The organism is Streptomyces sp. NPDC088194, from assembly GCF_040702025.1.
Lineage (GTDB): Bacteria > Actinomycetota > Actinomycetes > Streptomycetales > Streptomycetaceae > Actinacidiphila.
In genome coordinates, this window is record NZ_JBFBIV010000029.1 from 42,479 (window position 1) to 61,106 (window position 18,628).

Below are 18,628 nucleotides of genomic sequence, written 5' to 3' on the forward strand. Positions count from 1 at the left end.
TCGACCCATAATCATGATGTTTGGTCGAAAAACCGGACAAGTGGGATGGTGGATTCGGCCATGATCGCCTTGCATGGGGGCTTACCACTTAGAACCAGATGGCTACACTGACCCGCACCACTCAGACAGGAGACTCGTATGAAGTTCAGTCAACTGATCGGCCCCCGCACCTCCGAGGTCGTCACCGCCGACGACCCGGCCCCCGGCGACGGTCAGGTGCTGGTGGACGTACTGGCCTGCGGAGTGTGCACCTCGGACATCGGACCGTGGCTCACCCACGACCCGGCCGCGCCGCCGGTGCGGCTCGGCCACGAGATGGTCGGCAGGGTCGTCGCCACGGGACGCGACGCCGCCCGCTGGCAGCCCGGCGACCTGGTGACCGGGCTGGGCGGCGACGGATTCGCGACCCGCGCGGTGCTGGACGCGAACGCGGTCCTGCCGGTGCCGGCGGGCATCGAACCGGCGCACGCCATCGGCGAACCCGTCGCGACCCTCGAAGAGGCCCTGTCCCGCACCCCGATCGCCCCCGGCGCGCGCGTCGCCGTGGTCGGCCTCGGCTTCATGGGGCTCGGCCTCGTCCAGCTCGCCAAACGGCACGCCCCCGGCCTGCTCGTCGGCGTGGACCCCGACCCGGCCCGCCGCCGGCGCGCGCTCGCCCTCGGCGCCGACCTGGTCTTCGCCCCCGACGAACTGCCGGCGGAATACCGCACCGATACCAGCCGTGCCACCGACGCGCGGCCGGACATCGTCCTGGAGGCGACCGGGGCCACCGGCGGGCTGAAGACCGCGGGCAGCCTGGTCCGCCCGTTCGGCACCCTGTGCGTCGTCGGCTACCACCACACCGGCGACGCGAAGATGGACATGGACCTCTGGTACAAGGCCGTCACCGTCGTCAACGGCTTCTGCCCCGACCGCACCCGCCTGCTCGCCGCGATGCGCCAGGCCCTCGACCTGGTCGCCGAGCGCCGCTTCAGCTACGAACCGCTGATCACCCACCGGTTCGGGCTCGACGACGTGGACGAGGCGTTCCGGATGATGGAGGAGGCCGGGCCCGACTTCGTCAAGGGCGTCGTGCTGTTCTGACCCGGGCGGCCGTGGCCGGGCCGCGCCGGCGGCCGCGCGGACGACGTACGTGTGACGACCGCGCGCACGACGTACGCGGCCACGTCCTCGTGGCCGAGGCGCGCGCGGCGGGCGCCGTTACGACCGGGCGAACGACGTGCGCAGCCGGTAGCGGTCGCCCGCGTACTGGATCGTGGAGACGAACAGCGGCTCCTGCTGCGCGCTCAGCGCCAGTTGCCGCATCACGAGCACCGGGTCGCCGGGCGCCAGATCGAGGTGCTCGGCCGCCCGCTCGTCGGCCTTCGTCGCCTCGATCGTGCTGTCCGCCCGCACCGGCTCCACCCCGGCCGCCGACAGCGTCGAGTACAGCGACCGGTCCTGGAAGTCGACCTCCTCGATGTCCGGCACCAGCGCCCGCCGCAGCCGGGTCAGGTCCAGCGCTATCGGCACGCCCTCCAGGAACCGCACCCGCTCCAGCCGGAACAGCGGAGTGCCCGGGGCGATGCCCAACTGCTCCGCCTCGTCGATGCTGGCCGGACTGGTCTCGGCGCGCAGCACCTTCGAGTGCGGGGTGAGGCCCATCCGGGTCGCCGTCTCGCTGAACGACTCCAGGCTGTTGGGCCACTCCTTCTTCTGCGCGTTCCGGGCGACGTACCAGCCGCGCCCGTGCGACGGGTTCAGCACACCGGCCTCGACCAGGCTGCCCAGCGCCTTGCGCAACGTCACCCGGCTGATACCCAACTGGCGGCACAGCTCGCGCTCGGGCGGCAGCCGGCCGCCGGGTTGCAGCACCCCGCGGTCGATCTCGCCGCGGATCACGTTGACCGCCTGAATCCACAACGGCTCGGGATAGCCGGGCAGTACGGCGCCGGAGACCTCAGGCGAGTCAGTCATACGGTGAAGCCCCCATGGTGATCTGCTCCGGTGAACAAGCGCGGATCACCTTAGCTTCACCGGCCACTCTCTGGCCAGAAGCCACCACGCGGGGTGGCGAAGCCGGTCCGGCACCCTTCGGCGGTCGGCGCCGTCCGGATCGCCGCCCCGCGCCGCGGCTACGACAAGGTCGCGGACGTCCCGGTGAGGTGCCCGCGCAGCAGGCCGAGGATCGGCTCGATGTGCCGGGTCAGGAAGAAGTGCCCGCCCGGGTACACCTCGAACTCGAACCCGCCGGTGGTGTGCCGCGCCCACTGGCGCGCCTCGTCGAGCGTGACCTTGGGGTCCTGGTCACCGGTGAGCACCGTGATGGGGCAGTTGACGCTCGCCGCCGTATCGCAGGTGTAGCACTCGACGGCCTGGTAGTCGGCCCGCAGCGCCGGCAGCGCGGCCCGCATCAGCTCCTCGTCGTCGAGCAGGACGGACAGGGTGCCGCTGGTCGCGTGCAGCTCGGCGATCAGCCCGGCGTCGTCGAGCAGGTGCAGCGCCTCGTCCCGGTGCGTGCACGGCCCGCGGCGCCCGGACAGGACGATCCGCGCCACCGGCCGGCCCTCGGCCTCCAGCCGGCGGGCGGTCTCGAAGGCGAGGACGGCGCCGAGGCTGTGCCCGAACAAGGTCAGCGGGAGCCCGTCGTCCGCACGCAGGATCTCGGCCATCCGGTCGGCGAGCACGGACATGTCGGTGATCGGCGGCTCGGTACGGCGGTCCTGGCGGCCCGGGTACTGCACCGCGACCACGTCCACCTCGCGGCCGAGCGCCGTCGCCACCGGGTGGAAGAAGGGCGCCGATCCGCCGGCGTGCGGAAGGCAGACGAGGCGCGCGGTCGGGTTCTGTGCGGGGACATAGCGGCGGCACCATTGACTTTCCACGGAAGACATGCTGCTCCAACGTCGAGTTCGGCTTCCGCCGAACATAACAAGACGGTCCTCGGTCGCACACTGGGCAGTTGACTGGACATTGCCGCGGCGGCGGACCCGGCCGCGTGCCGGGATCTCCCCGCGCGGCGCGCAGCACCGGCTCGGCCGGCCTCGCCCAGCAACCCCACGGCGCGGATGGCCGTGGTCCCACCGGAGGCGGAGACCTGGGACCCGCGTACCTGGCGTACGGCGATGGCCGTGGAGGTCGAGGACGTCGACGCCGTGCACGCCGCGGCGCTCCGGCGTGGTCTCACCGTGGTCTACCCCCTCACCACCGGAACCTGGGGCATCCGGTGCTTCTTCGTCCGAGCAGCGGACGGAGCCGTCATCAACGTCCACGGCCACGCGTGAGCCGGAGCCGGAGCGTGGGCCGGAGCCCCAGCTGGACCCGGCGGCCTCATGCGCGGGTGCGGACGTACGTACGCTCGGTGGCATGTTGCGATGCGGCGTGTGCGGGGCGGGGGAACTGGGGCCGCTCGGTGAGTTGATGACGGACAACAGGGTCGGCGACCAGCGCCACCCCACCTTGCGGTTCCGGCGGCCCGGGGTGCTCAGGCGGCGCCCGGAGTACACGGCGCGCCGGGGCCGGGCCTGCCTGTCCTGCGGTGCCCTGACCGCCTTCCTCGATCCGGAGGACCTCAGGAGCTACCGGGCGGAGGCGGATCGGCTCATCGAGCCGGAGTGACCGGAGGGATCGGAGCGACCGAGGTGACCGGAGTGACCAGGATGACCGGAGGGGCCGGGGTGGCCGCGGCCCGCTCGTCGGATTTCCGCTGCCCGCCGCCGTGTTGAGCCGCGTCGGTGAAGTGGCGGACGTGCGGTCGGGAACTCGCCTAGTGTGTCGGGCGGGACACCGGTGGAATCTCGGTCATGGGGGGCAGAGGATGGCTGTCGGTCGGGTGATCCGGTTCGACGGGACGCGCGGGTACGGCTTCATCGCCCCGGACCGCGGTGGCGACGACGTCTTCCTGCATGTGAACGACCTGCTGATTCCGGAGTCGTCCGTGCACTCGGGGCTCGCCGTGGAGTTCGAGGTCGAGGACGGCGAGCGCGGGCCGAAGGCTTCCGAGGTGCGGCTCGCGCGGGAGGCGGGGAGCCCGCCGGTGCGGGCACTCGTGCCGGGGCAGCGGACGTCGCCCGCGCAGGTGACCGCCTCGCCGGCCGAGGACGGCGAGGACGGCGAGGAGAAGACCTGCGACGTGCTGGGCGCGACCGAGTACGGCGCTGAGCTGACCGAGCTTCTGCTGGGCTGCGTACCGGAGTTGACAGGACGTCAGATTGTCGCGGTGCGGGAGAGCCTGGTGCGGTTCGGCAAGCGGCAGGGCTGGGTCGAGGGCTGACCGTACGACTGCCCGACCTTCCGCCGACCGGCCGCTCGAACGGCTGACTTTCCGTCGACCGCTCGACCCGGTGGCCGGCATGTTCGTCCCGCTCTGGCGGTCGCCCCACCGACTGCCGGCGCAGCTCCAGCGCGTGCTGGAACCCGAAACCGGTGACGGGGGCCGACCCGGCGACGGGGACGGACCCGGCGCGAGCAGCGTGGCCAGGGTCGTGCGCGCGGTGCTCGCGCCCCGGCTCCGCCGGTGGACCAGGTGGCCGGCCGGCACCCGGCGGCGGATCTCGACCGAGGCGGAAAACGGGATGCGGTCGGTCCTGGCGGGCGCGGACACTGGACCATGTTGATGGATCACTGGCCCCTGCTGGGCCTGCGTCTGACCACTCCCCGGCTGGAATTGCGGCTGCCCTCCGAGGAAGAGCTCGGTGAACTGGCCGACCTGGCGGCCGGGGGCATCCACGAGCCTGACAGGATGCCGTTCATCGTGCCCTGGACGGATCTGCCGCCTGCCGAGAGGGCGCGTTCGGTAGTGCAGCACCACTGGCTGCGGCGGGGGAACTGGACCGGGGACAACTGGGATCTGAACCTCTCCGTCTTCAAAGACGGCCGCGTCGTCGGCCTTCAGGCCATCGCCGCCCGTGACTTCGCCGCGCTGAGGCAGGTCAGCACCGCCTCCTGGCTGGGCATCCGCCATCAGCGGCAGGGAATCGGCACCGAGATGCGTGCCGCCGCGCTGCATCTGGCATTCGTCGGGCTGGGTGCTGCCGACGCGCTGTCGGGGGCTTTCGAGGACAACGCCTCCTCGTTCGCCGTGTCCGGGAAGCTGGGATACGAACCCGACGGCGTTGAACAGCTGGCGGTTCGAGGTCGCCGCGTGACGATGCGCCGCCTGCGGCTGAGCCGGGCCAGGTGGGAGACGCACCAGCGTGTCTCTGTCACCGTCGCCGGTCTCCGGCCCTGCTTGCCGCTCTTCGGCCTGCCGGACAAGGCAACGGCCTGAGCGCTGGACCTGGGGTTCGTGGCAGGCGGAGCGGGCCGGCGAGTCGAGATGCCGAGCGCCCCACCCACGGCACGCCCCTTTTCACCGCCGCACGGACCCATGGGGGCGCCCTGGCTCGCTCGGGGGTGGATCTTCGGCGGCCGCTGAGCGATTCGGACGCGATCCGGTGTGCGGTGTGGCTAGGGTGGGCGCGGAGGTGAGTCCTGTGCCCACGGAGAACGAGCTGTTCAGCGCGGTCGACGCGCTGCTGGAGCGTGTCCCCTCGGACGATCTGCCGCCGCCCGCCGAGCGGAAGCGGCTGCGGGAGGCGGCCGGGCTGAGCCAGGCACAGATCGCCGGGGCGGTGGACACCCGGCGTGAAGCGGTGGGCCGTTGGGAGGCCGGGCTGAGCGAGCCCCGGCCGCCGCAACGTGCCGCGTACGCCCGGCTGCTGGAGGGCCTCGCGGCTCGTTTTCCCGCACCCGCGCCATCGGGCGACGCGGCGGCGTCCGCAGGCGCGGAGGTCGCGGCCCCGCCGCCCACCCCACCGCCCGCGCCGGCACCAGCCCCGGCCCCCGCCCCACCCGGCCCCGCCCCCGCCCCCGCGCCGCGTACTCCCATGGCGCGGTCGGCGCCCGCGCGGCGCCCCGCGCCGAAGCGGCCACCCACCACCCCCGCGGCAGCCCCGGCCCGGGCCGCCGCCGACCCCCGCTTCGCGCACGGCCCGCTCGGCGTCCTGGACGGCGACGGCCAGTTGTACTGCGCCGGCGGCCTGGTGCTGCAGTGCCCTGCGGGCACGCTGCCCGAACTGGTCGAGTGGACCCTCGCGGAGGCCAGGCTCGGCGCGGCCCGACTCCACCACTCGGGCAAGGACTCCGACCCGCTGGTCGTGCTCACCACCGAGGCGGCCGGTCGACTGGGCCTGCCCGAGCGGCTGGAGGACCGGCGCTCGATGCGGCTGCCGGAGGACCACCAGGTCGTACGGCAGATCGGCAAGGCGAAGTGGCGGCTCACCCAGCGCGGCTTCGGGCCGTGGGCACGCGTCTACCGGCCGGCCGTGGGCGGACAACGGCAGTGCGTGCAGTTCGCGGTGCTGCCGTGGGGCGCGCTCGACGCGCGTGCCTGGGGCGAGGCCGACCAGTTGCCGCCGGCGGAACTCGCCCGGGCGCTCTCGGCGTACGCGGCCCGCGTGCTGACCCCGCGCGGGTCCACCGCGGTCGCCGGCCTCGAACTGATGGCGGCGCTGCGGCCGCCGACGCGGGCGGTCCGCGACGACGCGACCGGCACATGGGTGTCGGGTCCGGTACCGGGCTCGCTGACCGTGGCGGTGGACCCGGCGCCGCCGGAGGCCCCGGACGAACACCCGGTCGTCGCGGCGCTCCACCCCCGTACCCACGAGCGCACCCCGGCCGAGGTCCTCGACGAGGAGGCGTACGACTGGGTCCGCGCCACCGAACTGCTCACCGACGCCGAGTGCGCGCGGCAGTTCGCGGTCGGCATCGACGTGAACACCGCGTTCCTCGCGGCCGCCAACCGCCTGGTCGTGGGCCTGTCCGGACCCGAGTACGTACGCTCGCCGCGGTTCGACAAGACGGTGCCCGGCTGCTGGCTGGTGGACCTGTCCGGGATCGAGCTGGACCCGCGGCTGCCGTCACCGTTCACCCCGCACGGCCGGCGCCCCGAGGGCCCTGCCTGGTACGCCACCCCGACGGTGGCGTACGCGCAGGAGCTGATCGACACGTACCGGCTGCCGGTGCGGCTCGACCCCGTCGAGGCGTGGCTACGGCGCGCGGCGGGCCCGTACCTCGACCCCTGGTACAAGCACCTGGCGGAGGCGTACAAGGCGACGATGGCCGACCTCGGGGTGACCGCCGACCTGGCGCCCGGCGACTTCCTCGCCGCGATGGCGACCCACAAGGCGGGCGACCCGGGGATGGCGGCGGTGCTGTCCGCGATCAAGTCGACGGTCAAGGGCGGCATCGGCAAGCTCCGCGAACGCCCCCAGGGCGCGAAGTACCGGCCCGGCGAGCGCTGGCCGGCGCTGGAACGCCCGAGCTGGCGGCCCGACATCCGGGCCGCGGTCATCTCCGCCGCCCGCGTCAACATGCACCGCAAGCTCGTCAGGACCGCGCTGGCCACGAGCGGTGGCCCGCCGCCGTCGGGGGCGGTGGTGTTCGGCGCGGACGCGGTGCTGCCGATCGCGGTGCTGTCGGACTGCGCCGTCTACCCGTCGGCCGGGCCGTCGCCCCTGGACGTGCTGCCTTACGATCCTGCGGGCAAGCCCGCGCCGGGCACCTTCCGGCTCGGGGTGTCCCCGGGGATGGTCAAGCACGAGGGCACCCAACCGCTTTACTGGGCAGTGGAGTTGCTGGAGCAGCAGCACAACCCCGCCCGGCACGTCAAGGGCGGGGACGCGGTCCTGGACGAGGGGGAGTAGCCGGTGGGCGTCATCCAGGACAGCCTGGACCGGGCGAGCGCGGCCACCGCGACCCGCCCGCTGCCGAAGAGCGCGGGCGCGCGGATGCGGTTCCTGCTCAGGACGGAGAAGGGCTCCACCCGCGCGGTCGCCGCCCGGCTCGGGATCTCCCAGCGCACGGTGGAGCGCTACGTCAAGGGCACGCTGCGCCGGCCGCGCAAGGACCTCGCCGCGCGCCTGGAGCAGGAGGTCCGCAAGGACTGGCAGCCCCGCGTGCGGCAGCGGGCGCGGAAACGGGCCGCCACGTCGGGCGGCATCGTGATCGAGACCCGTGCCCGGTTCGGGTTCACCGCGGCCCCCGGCTCGACCGACGACGGCCGGATGCGCCGCCTCACCCAGCACCTGCCCCCCGCCTACGCGGCCCGCCTGTTCGACGCGCAGTCCGCCGGCGCCACCGAGCAGCAGCTCCAGGCGATCGCCGCCGAGGGTCTCCAGGAGGTCTACTTCAAGGACCGCGGCCGCCGCGCCCACGACCTGGAGGTCGAGTTCACCGACATCGACTACGTCGAACTGGACTTCTGAGCCCCCGTCCGGTCAGGGCGCGGGCGTGGGAGCGTGGTGAGCCGAAGCGCGATGGTTGTCATATGGGCGGGATTGCTGTCACCGGCGAGCTGTGGGTGCATGGAGGGTTGATCTGCCGTTTGCGGCTTCACTTTCCGGCCTGGCGGGCGCAGTGGCGGGCGACGGTGTCGGCGAAGGCGCGGGCCAGGGGGGAGAGGGCCTCCCAGCGGCGGACGGCCCAGCCCGCGGTGAGCGCGGGGAGGGCGGGGATCGGGATCAGCCGCAGGTCGGGGTGGCCGGGGCCGGTCCACTCGGGCAGGGTCGGGACGAGCGCGTGGCCGAGCCCGAGTTCGGCCAGCAGGATCGCGGTGTCCCAGTCGGTGACGCTGGTGTCGAAGATCGGCCGGATGCCCGATTCGGCGAGCCATGAGCCGAGTTGGATACGCGCGGTCGAGTTTTCCGGCAGGCCGATGAGCCGGGCGTCTTGCAGGTCAGCGGGTTCGATGAGGGATTTGGCGGCGAGGGGGTCGCCGGCCGCGACGGCGAGTGACCAGGGCAGGTGGACGACGGGGCGCTGCTCCACGGCGCTGCCTGCCGGCCGCAGGGTGATCCAGGCGAGGTCCACCGCGCCGACGGTGAGCGCGTCGAAGCAGCCGCGGCTGGAGGTCTCGGTCTGGAACTCGAGACTGGCTCGTGGGAAGCGCCGGCGGAAGTCGACCACGGCGGCGGCCATGAAGTGCCGAACGGTCGTGGCGCCGGTGGTGACCCGTACTGATCCGCCCTCTGCGCGGGCGAGTTCCTCGATCCGGCGCACTGCCTGGTCGATGCGCCCCAGGCCCTCGGTCACCGCCGTGTGCAGCAGCCGCCCTGCCGAGGTCGGCGCAATCCCGCGCGGGTGGCGTTCGAGCAGGCTGAGTCCCAGTTCCCGCTCGAGTCGCTTCACGTGCTGGCTGACGGCCGACTGCGTACAGCCCAGGTCACGGGCGGCACCGCTGAGCGAACCGGTTCGGCAGGCGGCGGCAAAGGCACGGAGATCGTCAATTGTCACGGGACCCAAGTTATTGCTTGGGTATGCCCTAGCAAACCCGTGGATTGACTTGGGTCCCGGCAGGTTTGATCATCGTTCCGGGCCCAGGGCGGCAACCCGCCCGCTGTCTCTTCCGCGCTCCGGACGCGGTCCTGCATGCGGGCGGGTGCCGACCCACCACGGCCCGACCGGCTTCCCGGCCCCCGCCGCCCCACCTCTCGACTCATTGACTTCCCGGATAGGAGCACACATGAGCACCAGCAGGACGACCGTGGCGGTTCTCGGCCCAGGCGGCGTCGGCGGGCTGGTCGGCGCGCTGCTCGCGCGTGCCGGACACCGCGTCGTGTGCCTGGCGGGGGAACAGACCGTTGCCGTGCTGCGCCAGGACGGGCTGCGCGTCGACAGCAACCGGTACGGGGAGTTCACCGTGGCGGTGGAGTCCGACACCGAGTTGCGCGAGCCGGTAGACGCCGTCTTCGTGACGGTCAAGCAGACCGCGCTCGCCGAGGCGCTCGACCGCATCCCGGCCGAGGTGCTCGGCACGGCGGCCGTGGTACCGCTGCTCAACGGCATCGACCATCTCGCCGTACTGCGCGAGCGCTTCCCCTCTGCCCGGGTCGTCGCGGGCACCATCCGGGTCGAGGCCACCCGCACGGCGCCTGGCCGCATCGCCCACACCAGCCCTTTCGCCGACCTTGAACTCGCCGCCCCCCTGGAGGACTTGGTGGAGCTGCTGCGACAGGCCGGTCTGGGCGTGACCGTACGCGAGGACGAGAGCGCGATGCTCTGGGACAAGCTGGCCTTCCTCGCTCCGTTCGCCCTGCTGACCACCCGCCACCAGTCCGACGTCGGTGCCGTCCGTGATCGGCACCGGCCCGAGCTGCTCACCGTCCTCGACGAGATCGCGGCCGTAGCCCTCGCCGCCGGCACGCCGGTGAGCGCCGAGGGGCTGCTCTCCTTCTTCGACCGCGTCCCCGCGACGATGAGGTCCTCGATGCAGCGCGACGCCGAGGCCGGCCGTCCGCTCGAACTCGACGCCATCGGCGGTGCCGTCCTGCGCGCCGGAGCCGCTCACGGCATCGCGGTCCCGGCCACCGCCCGACTGGTCGCCGAGGTGGCGCAGTCCGCACAGCGGGTGGCCTGATGAGGCGGCCCGCCCCGGCACGACGGCCCCGGGCCGAGGAGTTCCTGGCCGCCCGCGGCGCCGCCCGGACAGCCCATCCGGGCGGAACGCTCCTGGACCACCTGCACCGCGTCGCCGGCTTGCTCTCCGCCTGGGACGCCGACCCCGACGTCCAGCTCGCGGGGCTGTGCCACGCCACCTACGGAACGGACGGATTCGACGGGTCGCTCCTGGGCATCACCGAGCGCGGGGTGCTCGCCGAACTGATCGGCGATCGTGCGGAGGCCCTGGTGTACCTGTACGCAAGCTGCGACCGGTCGGCCGTCTATCCGCTCCTGGGCACCGGACTTCCGGTGGTCTTCCATGACCGCTTCACGGGCCGGGAACACACTCCGGCCGAGGCGGACCTGCGCGCCATCGTGGAGATCACGGCCGCCAACGAACTCGACGTGCTGGCCCACCACGTCGGGCTGGCCGAACGCCACGGCCCGGCCCTCTACCGCCTGTTCGCCCGCTCACGCGATCTGCTGTCCGCGCCCGCGTGGAACGCCTGCGCCGAACATCTGGCCCGGTACGCCCCCGAGCCGGGGTCGTGATCAGCGGCCTGGACCACCTGGTGCTGACCGTCACCGACGTCGAGCGGACCACCGCCTTCTACCTTCTACCAGCAGGTCCTCGGCATACGGCCCGTCACCTTCGGGGAGGGGCGCCGCGCGCCGAGCTTCGGCGGCAGCAGGATCAACCTCCACCGGGCAGGCCGCGAACGCCTTCCCCACGCCGCCCGACCCACCCCCGGCAGCGCCGACCTCTGCCTGGTCACCGCGACCCCGCAGGAACAAGTGCTGGCCCATCCGGCCGCCTGCGGGGTACCCGTGGAATTCGGCACAGCGCGGCGTCGGTGCGCCGAAGCTCAGGAGTCGTCACCGGAGACGCCGGATGAGCCGGCGTTCCCGGGTGCCTTGGCCGTGCCCTGCTCAGGGCTGAGCCCTTCCACGGCGAGGCGGAAGAGGCGGCCGGCCTGGGCATCGGGGTCCTGGTGGTGCTCGGTGGCCAGGGCGATGCCGACGGACAGGGTCAGCAGGTCGTGGAAGGTGACGTGCGGCGCGACCGCCTTGTCGCGAATGGCCCGCTGGAGCAGGGGAGTTCCGGCCGCTTCGATTCTGCTGCCGCAGCTGCTCGGGGCGGGATTCTCGGTGGGGGGCTCGTAGCTGAGGATATGGGCGAAGCCGCGGGCCGAGACGGCGTAGAGGACGAAGGAGTGGAGCCACTCCAGGAGTGCGGTCCGGCCGTCCTCGGTCGCACTCAGCCGCTGGGCGCGCTCGCACAGCCCCTCGATGCGCTCCTGGAAGACCGCTTCGAGAAGGGCACGGCGGGTGGGGAAGTGACGGCGCACGGTCGCCGAACCGACGCCTGCGGTGCGGGCGATCTGCTCCTGGGATGCCTCGGCGCCGTGCGCGGCGACCTCGGCCTCGGCGACGGCGAGGATGCGCTGGTAGTTGCGTCGGGCGTCCGAGCGCTGTCCGGTCATGATCCCTCATTGCTAAACGGCGGGCCACGCCATATCTTAGCGGTACGCGAAACGGCGGGCCCCGCCGTTTTCTCTCTCCGGTCCGCGAGGAGCACCTCCATGCCCAGCAGCAGCGAAATCGTCCTGGTCACCGGCGCCACCGGCCAGCAAGGCGGGGCCACGGCCCGCGCACTTCTGGCCGCCGACGTGCCGGTACGTGCGCTCGTACGCGATCCGGGGTCGCGGTCCGCCCAGGCGATCGAGGCGCTGGGTGCCGAACTGGTGCGGGCGGATCTTTCCGACCGGGCCTCCCTCGGCCCGGCGGTCGAGGGGGTCCGCGCGGTGTTCTCGGTGCAGATGCCGCCCATGACCGAGACCAGCGTGGACTTCGCGGGCGAACTCGCCCAGGCCACCAACCTGGTGGACGCGGCGAAGGCCGGAGGAGTACGGCAGTTCGTACAGTCCTCGACCAGTGGGGTCGGTGAGCACACCCGGGTCGCCGGCTGGGCCGAGGGCCGCTGGGCGGCGATGGCGGACTACTTCGACACCAAGCAGGCGATCATGGAGGCGGTACGGGGTGCGGGTTTCGCCCGCTGGACGGTGATCAAGCCCGCCTTCTTCATGGAGAACCTGCCCATGCTGGCGCCCAAGGGGCCCCGCGGCGGACTGCTGACGGTACTGAAGCCGGACACCGAACTGGCCCTGGTGGCCGTGCGGGACATCGGCACGGCCGCGGCGCACGCCCTCCGGTACCCCGACCGGTTCCACCAGGTGGAGCTGGAACTGGCCGGTGACCTGCGCACGATGGAGCAGATCGCGCAGACCTTGTCCGCGGCCTGGGGCGTGCCCGTGACCGCGCCTTCCATGACCGTGGAAGAGGCCCTCGACGCGGGCATGCCGAAGTGGGGTGCCGGACACGAGTGGAACAACGCGGTCCTGCAGCCCGCCCGGCCCGCATTCGCCCAGGAGTTGGGCATCCCGCTCACCACCTTCGCCGAGTGGGCGGAGGAGCAGTTGACACCCGTGGCCGGCTAGGGACCTGCCGGTCGTCACCCCGGAGACGGTGACGACCGACCACGGATGCGTCCACCGCAACCGCCACCAGGTCGAAGCCCGCGGTGACGGCAAGCCTGCCTCTGTGGCAGACAACGTGCCTCGGCTCAGTCCGTGAGGGACGTCCACTGCCGTACGGTCCCCTGGTGGGAACCGGTCGCCGTGCTCGCGGCCACGGCCTCGGCGTCCGCGTGGGAACACGGCGCCCGGTCGCGGGTCAACAGGATGAGCGGCCACTCGGGGCCCGCTCCGGTCGGCGCGCCGTCGAAGGCGAGCCGGTTCCAGGGTCCCTCGAAGCGCCAGGCTCGCCCTGCCGTGTCGGCGACCTCGTCGCCGAGCGAGAGGGCCGCGGGCGGCCTCCACGGCATGGAGTGGCCGGCGCCCTTCAGCCGGAGTCGCGCCCAGCTCGTGGCCGGCAACGAAGGGGCACCGCGGGCTCGGTGCGGGCTCGGTGCGGGGCTCGGGCTCCGTGCCGCTGGAATACGCGCACCCGGTGGCCGGTTGGGGCAGGACGTGAAGGGACCTCTCCAGCCGAGCGGGGGCATACACCCGCTGCTTGCCGGGCGCTTCAGCCCCTACGGGTTCGACCCCTCGGCTGCCGTCGACGACCACGCTCTCGGGCTGCTGCTGGAAGCCGCGCGGTGGGCGCCGTCGGCGGGGAACTCGCAGCCGTGGGGGTTCTTCACCGGCAGGCCGGGTGAAGCGGAGCACGACCGGATCGTTCCGCACCTCGCGCCGAGCTCCGCGCGGTGGGCGACGGACGCGGGCCTGCTCGTGGTCACCTTGACGCGCCGCCACGTGGACGCCACGCAGCAGTTGCTCTACTCCGAGTTCGCGGACTACGACCTGGGCCAGGCGGTGGCGCACATGACCATCCAGGCCCAGGCTCTGGGGCTGGACTCGCACCAGTTCCGGGCCTTCGACCTGGAGGGGCTCAGCAAGGAGCTGGACCCGCAACCGGGCTGGGCGATCGTCTCGATGGTCGCGGTGGGCAAGGCCGCCGGCGGGGCGCCGGAGGGCCGCGAGCGGCGAAGCGTCGCGGAGCTGCGTTCCGGTCCGTGGTCGGCGGCGCGGTAGCCGAGCGCGGGAGCGGGGTGGCAGGCGGGGCAGGCGCACCGGGCCGGGGTAGCAGACGGAGCAAGCGCACCGGGCCGGGGGCGGTGGGCGCCGGTCCGGCGGGGCCGTGCCCGCGGCCGTCCGCGCGTGGACCGTGGATAGGATCGCCGGATGGCGCTGCGACCTGTGCAGGTGAACTTCAAGGCCCTTGACGCCTCGGCGGTCGGCCGGTTCTGGGCGGAGGCGCTCGGCTGGAGCGCCCACAGCGGCGGCGTGACCACGTACGCCGGACCGTCCGGCGACCTGGTCTGGCCGGACCCGGTCGTGCTCGGTGTCGAGGTCGTGCCCGTGCCGGAACCCAAGACGGCGACGAAGAACCGCGTGCACCTCGATCTCGCCAGCACCTCCCCGGCCCATCAGGCGGAGCTGGTCGCGCGGCTGCGGGCGCTCGGGGCGACGCCCGCCGACGTGGGCCAGGGCGAGGTGCCGTGGACGGTCCTCGCCGACCCGGAGGGCAACGAGTTCTGCGTGCTGGAGCCCCGGGAGGTCTACCGGGACACCGGCCCGATCGCCGCGGTGGTGGTCGACTGCGTCGATGCGCGGGCCATGGCCGGGTTCTGGGGCGCGGCGACGGACTGGACCGTGCACGAGGTGGACGACGACCACGCGGTGCTGCGTTCGGCCCGGGGCGGCGGACCGTATCTGGAGTTCCTGCGCGGGCCCGACGCCAAGACCGTGCCGGACCGCGTCCACCTCGACCTGCTGCCGTACCCCGGTGACGACAAGGCCGCGGAGGTGGCACGGCTGCGGGCGCTCGGCGCCACCGACCTCGACCTCGGGCAGGGTGACGTCCCGTGGACGTGCCTGGCCGACCCGGAGGGGCACGAGTTCTGCGTCCTCGCCCTGCCGGACGCGGACGCGGAGTCGTGACGGTTCCCGGTACGCGGGAGCCCCGGCACCCGGACGTCCCGGCACGTCGGCGGGTGCACGCGTGGCGGGGTCCGTTCGGCCCGGACGGTTTGACCTTGACACGGTGACAAGGTCTTCACTCCTTGCCGAGGAGGTGGTCGCGATGACGATCACGGCAGGGGACGCGGATGCCGTACGAGCCATCGAGGCGCTGGCGGACGGGCGTTCGTCGGTGCGGCTGCGCGCCGCTCTCGCGGCCGGCACGGCGCCGGACCCGCGCTTCGTCGGCCCGCTCGTCGAGCGGTGCGCGGTCGAGCCCGAGTTCTTCGTCCGCGACACGCTGACCTGGGCGCTCACCCGGCACCCGGTGTCCCTGACGCTTCCCGGGCTGCTCCGCGAGCTCCGCTCGAAGCGTGCGCAGGCGCGGAGCCAGGCGCTGCACACGCTGTCCAAGATCGGCGACCGGAGGGCGTGGCCGGCCATCACCCGCGAGCTGCTGTCCGACGCCGACGACGAGGTGGCGCGGTGCGCCTGGCGGACCGCGGTCGTGCTGGTGCCGGAAGGCGAGGAGGCCGCGCTGGCCGCGGTGTTGGTGACGCAGTTGGGGCGAGGCGGGCGGGAGACCCGGCTGAGCCTGAGCCGGGCGCTGGTCGCGCTGGTCGCGCTGGACGAAGCGGTGCTGCCGGCGCTGCGCGTCGCAAGCGCGGACCCCGACCCGCGCACGCGTACGCACGCCCTCGCCACGGAGGGGCTGCTGCGTGACCCGGAATCGGGGTTCGAGTTCGCGGTCGAGGAGGCGAAGCGCGCGGTGGCGCTCGGCGAGGCGGACCAGACCGGTCAGGTGGGCGAGGCGGGCGATGGGGGCGAAGGGGGCGAGGCGGGTCCGTCGGGTCTTTCAGGTCCGTCCGGCGGTTCCGGCGACCCCGGCGCCTCGGGTCGGGCCGGCCAGGAGGGACCGTAGGACGTGCTGATCGGTGAGGTGGCGCGGCGCTCCGGGGTGAGCGCCCGCATGCTGCGGCACTACGAGTCGCTCGGGCTGCTGCGCCCGACGGGCCGCACCGGCGCCGGTTACCGGGAGTACTCCCGGGAGGACGTCCGGCGGGTCCTCGACATCGAGAGCCTGCGCTCGCTGGGCCTGCCGCTGCGCGAGGTCGGCCGCGCGCTCGACGACCCCGGCCTGACCCCCTCCGCGCTCGTCGGCGACCTCATCCGCCAGACCCGCGAACGCATCGCGGCGGAGACCGAACTGCTCACGCGGCTGCGCCGGATCGATGCCGCGGAGCCCGCCGGCTGGGACGACGTCCTGCGGGTCATCGCGCTCCTGCGGTCCCTGGGCTCGACGAGCGCCGACGCACGCCAACGCGCGGCGCTCTCCTCGGCCGGCGAGGTCCAGGTGCCGGTGGAGGCCCTGGTCCAGGCGGCACTGAGCGAGACGGACCCGAACGTCGCGGGGGCCCTTCGATGGGCGCTGGCGCGATCGGACGACGGCGCTCCCGCGCTGCTGGCGGAAGGGCTCGATTCGCCGCTGGCCGCGGTGCGGGAACGTGCGGTCCGGGCGCTCGCCGAGCTGACCGGCGCGGAGGCCACCGACCGGCTGCGGGAGGCGCTGGCGAGTCCCGACCCGGCGGTCCGCGGGCACGCGGCGCTGGAACTCGGCACACGTGGTGAGGTCGACGCCGTCCCGACGCTCGTCGACATGATCGTGGCGGGCCGCAACGACACCGACGCGGCCGACGCGCTGAGCAGGTTGAGCACATCGGGCACGGGCGCGGGCGCGGGCGACACCGCGACGGCCGACCGGATCGCGACCGGCCTCGTCGACCGCCTCGCCCCGGGCGCGGAACAGGCACCCGCACGCGGACGGCTGACCCAGGCGCTCGCGGGCATCCCCGGGACGACGGTGACCGCGGCCTTGAGGGAGTTGTCGCATGACGCGGACCGCGCCGTCGCGCTGACCGCGGTGTACCTCCTCCAACGGCGCGACGCACCATGACGGTTCGCGCCGAGCTGCCTGGTCTGCGCTGAGCTACCGGGGCTGCGCTGAGCTGCCGGGTCCCCGCCGAACTGCCGGGTCCCCGTCGGGCTGATGGGTCCCTGCCGAACCGGCCTGGGGCGACGGGCTGTTGTGCGCGCTTGAGCCGCGGCGCGGTGACCGCCGACCGGGCTCGACCCTCGGGACCGCCGCGGGTGTCGAGGACTCCGGTTCCGCCCGGGAACGGGTCGGCCTCGCCTCGGACACCTGATCGAAGGCCACCTGGTTCGGCGACCTCACCGCCACCGCGATACGCCGGGCGCGGCAGCCGCCAGGCGCGAGCGCCAACCGGCCCTCCGCGATTCCGCTTTGGGCCCCGCCTTCCGCGGACGACTCCGGTTCGACCGCCGGTTCCGCCTCCGGTTATCGGTCGGGCGGCTTGCTCCGCTCTTCGGCGTCCGCCCACAATTCCGGTGACCATCCGCGATCGCGCGGTCGCCGTGCGGTCGGCGAATTGCCGCCGCCCGACCAAACGTCCGGTCGTCAGGAAAGTCGGTTGACGGTACACGCTCCTCACCGCCCGCCCGGCGCAGAACAATTGGTACGGACCCCGCGCCGGACGGCGGCCTTACGGGCGGGCGTGGCCGCGGTGGAGCGAGGCGGCGCCCGGGCGCGCGGTCCGATACCGGCCGGTACGCCGCTGCCTGCGAGGACGCCCGAGCTCTGCCGTTCCGCCGCGCGGTGACGGTTCCCGAGAAGCGTCATCCCGGCGGGCGGTGGCCGGCGCCGTGAAATCCCGGCATTGACGGCAGCCGAATCCCGTACGCAACGCGGAATGTACGGGGGAGGCGAGCGGAATCCATCGCCGACCCTGACGGCCTTTCGGAAAGGAAAAGCGCGTTGTTCCGGAAACGGTGACCTCCCGGCCGTCGTGGCGTTTCCCCGATGGTGTCCTGTTGGGGCGTTCCGGCATTCGGCGAAGGGGAATTCGAGGTGCGCGGGGGCGACGGCGCCGTTCGCCGCGCGGGGCGGCCGGGGCGCGGACGGCGGGGCGCTGCCATGTAACGGCGCTCGGCTCCGATCGCGTAGCGCCGCCCGCCCCCGGTGCGACTGGCGCCCCGGCGGGCCCCGCCGCCGTGCGGCCCTACGCGGGCCCGCCTCGACGGCTCGGGGCTGCTCGGGCCGCTCCGACCGCTTCGACACCGATCGCGCGGACCGCCCCTCTTTGTCCTGGCTGCGGCGTTGGTCGCGGAACATGCCGTTCGGCGGATCTTCCCGCGTACGCGAGAGGCGGGGGAGCGGTGACGGGGGCTCGGCCGATCCCACCCGATTCGGACCCGGGGTTGCCCGTTCCGCTCCTCCCGGCTGACCGGTTGCAGGATGAAACGGTCGATGAAACGGCGGGCGCCGACGGGCCGCGCGGCGGCGGGCATTGGCCGTCGCGGTGTCCTCGCCGGCCCTCGCGGCGCCGTGCGGGCGCGGGGCCCGCGCCGCCGTGCTCGCCGTGCCATGCCCGTCACCTGCGGCAATGCGTCGGGCGGGAACGCGGACGATGCCGGGCGCGGCGGATCGTGTCCGCTTCGTTACCGGGAGACTCCGAGAAAACCGACGCGTGAAGGACTAAAGATGAATTGCCGGGGAATAATGGACCGCCGCAAACAGCGGGTCTTCACCTACGGGACCGTAGGAAATGGCGTTCCTTCGGCCCGATGTCCCTGTGCCGGTGCGGCTCGCACGATCGGGGAAGCGGTGCCGCGACCGGTTACCGTGGCCGGGC

19 protein-coding genes are annotated in these 18,628 nt (G+C 73.4%); 14 read left to right on the plus strand and 5 right to left on the minus strand.

The annotated features are described in order from the left end of the window. Window positions 1–138: 138 nt before the first annotated feature. Window positions 139–1,083, plus strand: coding sequence for a zinc-binding dehydrogenase (locus AB0399_RS18170; protein WP_366411980.1), 945 nt, complete (start codon window positions 139–141; stop codon window positions 1,081–1,083). A 117-nt stretch (window positions 1,084–1,200) separates the two neighbouring features. Here the strand turns inward: AB0399_RS18170 and AB0399_RS18175 are convergent, their stop codons facing one another. Both AB0399_RS18175 and AB0399_RS18180 read right to left on the minus strand, forming a co-directional pair. Further along, entirely contained in the window at window positions 1,201–1,956 is a 756-nt protein-coding gene (locus tag AB0399_RS18175; protein ID WP_328473481.1) for a GntR family transcriptional regulator, read from the minus strand. Between the two features lie 158 nt (window positions 1,957–2,114). Continuing rightward, complete coding sequence (locus AB0399_RS18180) at window positions 2,115–2,873, minus strand: alpha/beta fold hydrolase (RefSeq protein WP_366411981.1); 759 nt, start codon at window positions 2,871–2,873, stop codon at window positions 2,115–2,117. Window positions 2,874–3,047: 174 nt separating this feature from the next. Between AB0399_RS18180 and AB0399_RS18185 the strand changes: the two genes are divergently transcribed. The 6 genes from AB0399_RS18185 to AB0399_RS18210 all read left to right on the plus strand — a co-directional run bounded on the left by AB0399_RS18185 (window position 3,048) and on the right by AB0399_RS18210 (window position 8,225). Further along, complete coding sequence (locus AB0399_RS18185; RefSeq protein ID WP_366411982.1) at window positions 3,048–3,263, plus strand: hypothetical protein; 216 nt, start codon at window positions 3,048–3,050, stop codon at window positions 3,261–3,263. Window positions 3,264–3,345: 82 nt separating this feature from the next. Then, window positions 3,346–3,597, plus strand: a complete 252-nt coding sequence (locus tag AB0399_RS18190; RefSeq protein ID WP_329361313.1) for a hypothetical protein — start codon at window positions 3,346–3,348, stop codon at window positions 3,595–3,597. A gap of 199 nt (window positions 3,598–3,796) precedes the next feature. Further along, window positions 3,797–4,252 (plus strand): cold shock domain-containing protein, encoded by a 456-nt coding sequence (locus tag AB0399_RS18195; RefSeq protein WP_366411983.1) that lies wholly within the window; start codon window positions 3,797–3,799, stop codon window positions 4,250–4,252. A gap of 243 nt (window positions 4,253–4,495) precedes the next feature. After that, complete coding sequence (locus AB0399_RS18200; RefSeq protein ID WP_366411984.1) at window positions 4,496–5,248, plus strand: GNAT family N-acetyltransferase; 753 nt, start codon at window positions 4,496–4,498, stop codon at window positions 5,246–5,248. 205 nt (window positions 5,249–5,453) lie between these two features. After that, the gene (locus tag AB0399_RS18205; RefSeq protein ID WP_366411985.1) at window positions 5,454–7,664 is read left to right on the plus strand and encodes a helix-turn-helix transcriptional regulator; all 2,211 of its coding nucleotides are present in this window, start codon (window positions 5,454–5,456) and stop codon (window positions 7,662–7,664) included. A gap of 3 nt (window positions 7,665–7,667) precedes the next feature. After that, window positions 7,668–8,225, plus strand: a complete 558-nt coding sequence (locus tag AB0399_RS18210; protein ID WP_366411986.1) for a helix-turn-helix transcriptional regulator — start codon at window positions 7,668–7,670, stop codon at window positions 8,223–8,225. A 127-nt stretch (window positions 8,226–8,352) separates the two neighbouring features. On the opposite strand, the gene AB0399_RS18215 is transcribed toward AB0399_RS18210, so the two are convergent. After that, on the minus strand, window positions 8,353–9,252 hold the full coding sequence (locus AB0399_RS18215) for a LysR family transcriptional regulator (RefSeq protein ID WP_366411987.1): 900 nt from the start codon (window positions 9,250–9,252) through the stop codon (window positions 8,353–8,355). 229 nt (window positions 9,253–9,481) lie between these two features. On the opposite strand from AB0399_RS18215, the gene AB0399_RS18220 reads away from it, so the two are divergent. Together AB0399_RS18220 and AB0399_RS18225 are read left to right on the plus strand one after the other, a co-directional pair. Next, complete coding sequence (locus AB0399_RS18220; protein WP_366411988.1) at window positions 9,482–10,375, plus strand: 2-dehydropantoate 2-reductase; 894 nt, start codon at window positions 9,482–9,484, stop codon at window positions 10,373–10,375. After that, entirely contained in the window at window positions 10,375–10,950 is a 576-nt protein-coding gene (locus tag AB0399_RS18225) for a DUF6817 domain-containing protein (RefSeq protein ID WP_366411989.1), read from the plus strand. The genes AB0399_RS18220 and AB0399_RS18225 overlap by 1 nt, the downstream gene beginning before the upstream one ends. Window positions 10,951–11,264: 314 nt before the next feature. On the opposite strand, the gene AB0399_RS18230 is transcribed toward AB0399_RS18225, so the two are convergent. Beyond that, a complete protein-coding gene (locus AB0399_RS18230; RefSeq protein WP_366411990.1) occupies window positions 11,265–11,882 on the minus strand; it encodes a TetR/AcrR family transcriptional regulator in 618 nt (205 codons plus the stop codon). Between the two features lie 99 nt (window positions 11,883–11,981). On the opposite strand from AB0399_RS18230, the gene AB0399_RS18235 reads away from it, so the two are divergent. Further along, window positions 11,982–12,896 carry an NmrA/HSCARG family protein gene (locus tag AB0399_RS18235; RefSeq protein WP_366411991.1) on the plus strand — a complete coding sequence of 305 codons (915 nt, stop codon included), beginning with the start codon at window positions 11,982–11,984 and terminating at the stop codon, window positions 12,894–12,896. 125 nt (window positions 12,897–13,021) lie between these two features. On the opposite strand, the gene AB0399_RS18240 is transcribed toward AB0399_RS18235, so the two are convergent. Then, window positions 13,022–13,282, minus strand: coding sequence for a hypothetical protein (locus tag AB0399_RS18240; RefSeq protein WP_366411992.1), 261 nt, complete (start codon window positions 13,280–13,282; stop codon window positions 13,022–13,024). Between the two features lie 145 nt (window positions 13,283–13,427). Between AB0399_RS18240 and AB0399_RS18245 the strand changes: the two genes are divergently transcribed. The 4 genes from AB0399_RS18245 (at window position 13,428) to AB0399_RS18260 (ending at window position 16,872) form a co-directional block, all read left to right on the plus strand. Beyond that, complete coding sequence (locus tag AB0399_RS18245) at window positions 13,428–13,991, plus strand: nitroreductase family protein (RefSeq protein WP_329361291.1); 564 nt, start codon at window positions 13,428–13,430, stop codon at window positions 13,989–13,991. Window positions 13,992–14,141: 150 nt separating this feature from the next. Beyond that, on the plus strand, window positions 14,142–14,900 hold the full coding sequence (locus AB0399_RS18250; RefSeq protein WP_366411993.1) for a VOC family protein: 759 nt from the start codon (window positions 14,142–14,144) through the stop codon (window positions 14,898–14,900). A gap of 142 nt (window positions 14,901–15,042) precedes the next feature. Then, on the plus strand, window positions 15,043–15,840 hold the full coding sequence (locus tag AB0399_RS18255) for a HEAT repeat domain-containing protein (protein ID WP_366411994.1): 798 nt from the start codon (window positions 15,043–15,045) through the stop codon (window positions 15,838–15,840). Between the two features lie 3 nt (window positions 15,841–15,843). After that, window positions 15,844–16,872, plus strand: a complete 1,029-nt coding sequence (locus AB0399_RS18260) for a MerR family transcriptional regulator (protein WP_366411995.1) — start codon at window positions 15,844–15,846, stop codon at window positions 16,870–16,872. The last annotated feature ends 1,756 nt before the right edge of the window (window positions 16,873–18,628 follow it).

Bases quoted from the DNA above. Each gene is read 5' to 3' on its own strand.
- AB0399_RS18255 (WP_366411994.1), top strand. From the start codon at position 15,043: ATGACGATCACGGCAGGGGACGCGGATGCCGTACGAGCCATCGAGGCG.
- AB0399_RS18170 (WP_366411980.1), top strand. From the start codon at position 139: ATGAAGTTCAGTCAACTGATCGGCCCCCGCACCTCCGAGGTCGTCACC.
- AB0399_RS18185 (WP_366411982.1), top strand. From the start codon at position 3,048: ATGGCCGTGGTCCCACCGGAGGCGGAGACCTGGGACCCGCGTACCTGG.
- AB0399_RS18225 (WP_366411989.1), top strand. From the start codon at position 10,375: ATGAGGCGGCCCGCCCCGGCACGACGGCCCCGGGCCGAGGAGTTCCTG.
- AB0399_RS18235 (WP_366411991.1), top strand. From the start codon at position 11,982: ATGCCCAGCAGCAGCGAAATCGTCCTGGTCACCGGCGCCACCGGCCAG.
- AB0399_RS18230 (WP_366411990.1), bottom strand. From the start codon at position 11,882: ATGACCGGACAGCGCTCGGACGCCCGACGCAACTACCAGCGCATCCTC.
- AB0399_RS18175 (WP_328473481.1), bottom strand. From the start codon at position 1,956: ATGACTGACTCGCCTGAGGTCTCCGGCGCCGTACTGCCCGGCTATCCC.
- AB0399_RS18195 (WP_366411983.1), top strand. From the start codon at position 3,797: ATGGCTGTCGGTCGGGTGATCCGGTTCGACGGGACGCGCGGGTACGGC.
- AB0399_RS18220 (WP_366411988.1), top strand. From the start codon at position 9,482: ATGAGCACCAGCAGGACGACCGTGGCGGTTCTCGGCCCAGGCGGCGTC.
- AB0399_RS18190 (WP_329361313.1), top strand. From the start codon at position 3,346: ATGTTGCGATGCGGCGTGTGCGGGGCGGGGGAACTGGGGCCGCTCGGT.
- AB0399_RS18180 (WP_366411981.1), bottom strand. From the start codon at position 2,873: ATGTCTTCCGTGGAAAGTCAATGGTGCCGCCGCTATGTCCCCGCACAG.
- AB0399_RS18240 (WP_366411992.1), bottom strand. From the start codon at position 13,282: ATGCCGTGGAGGCCGCCCGCGGCCCTCTCGCTCGGCGACGAGGTCGCC.
- AB0399_RS18250 (WP_366411993.1), top strand. From the start codon at position 14,142: ATGGCGCTGCGACCTGTGCAGGTGAACTTCAAGGCCCTTGACGCCTCG.